General features: G+C 73.4%; 1 protein-coding gene. It reads left to right on the plus strand.

What is annotated here, in order from left to right:
• A partial coding sequence (locus FOE67_RS26530; protein WP_182667361.1) for an alkaline phosphatase D family protein occupies window positions 1-1,036 on the plus strand: 1,036 nt, incomplete at its 5' end.
• Between the last annotated feature and the right edge of the window lie 70 nt (window positions 1,037-1,106).

The following is a 1,106-nucleotide window of genomic DNA, read 5'->3' on the forward strand; positions in this document are numbered from 1 at the left end:
CGCCCGGACCCACCTGCCGGCGCACGAGATCCTGACCCTGGCCGACTACCGGCAGCGGCACGCCCACTACCGCTCGGACCCGGACCTGCGGGCGGTCACCGCCGCCCACCCGCTCATCGCCATCTGGGACGACCACGAGGTCGCCAACGACTGGTGGACCGACGGCGCCGAGAACCACACGCCGGGCGAGGAGGGGGACTGGCACGAGCGGCTGGAGGCCGGGAAGCGCGCCTACTTCGAGTGGATGCCGGTGCGCCCCTCCACCGAGGGCACCGTCTTCCGACGGCTGCGCTTCGGCTCCCTGGCCGACCTGCACCTGCTGGACCTGCGCTCCTTCCGCGACCGGCAGGTGACGCCGGGCAACGGGGCGGTGGACTCCGCCGACCGCACCATCACCGGCCGGGCGCAGTTGGACTGGCTGCTGGGCGGAATCTCCGCCTCCCCCGCCCGCCGGCATCTGATCGCCACCTCGGTGATGATCTCCCCGGTGGCCTTCGGCTCCGTCCCGGCCCACCTGTTGGGCCCGATCGGGCAGTGCCTCGGCGTCCCCGCCGGGGGGCTGGCGATCAACACCGACCAGTGGGACGGGTACACCGCCGACCGGCAGCGGCTGCTGTCCCACCTGCGGGCGGAGGGCGTCCGCGACGCGGTCTTCCTGACCGGCGACATCCACATGCACTGGGCCAACGAGGTTCCGGTGAACGCCGCCACGTACCCGCTGAGCCCCTCGGTGGGCACCGAGTTCGTCGTGACCTCGGTGACCTCGGACAACCTCGACGACATCCTGGGCGTTCCGCCGCAGACGGTGTCGCTCGTCGCCGAGGCCGCCATCCGGACCGCCAACCGGCACGTGAAGTGGGTGGATCTCGACTCGCACGGCTACGGGGTGCTGGAGGTGCGGGCGGACGGGACCCAGATGGACTACTACGCGGTGACCGACCGCGCGGACCCGGCCGCCGGCACCCGGCACCTGCGCTCCTACCGCGCGGCCGCCGGCACGGGCCGCCTGGAGAGGACCGCCAACCCCGTAGGCTGATCCCATGGTTGGGGGAAACCACGGGGGAGGCACCGGGAGCGGGGCCGCCGGACACGACGGGGACGGGGGC

It is taken from the genome of Streptomyces calidiresistens (assembly GCF_014141525.1).
GTDB classification, from domain to species: Bacteria; Actinomycetota; Actinomycetes; order Streptomycetales; family Streptomycetaceae; genus Streptomyces; species Streptomyces calidiresistens.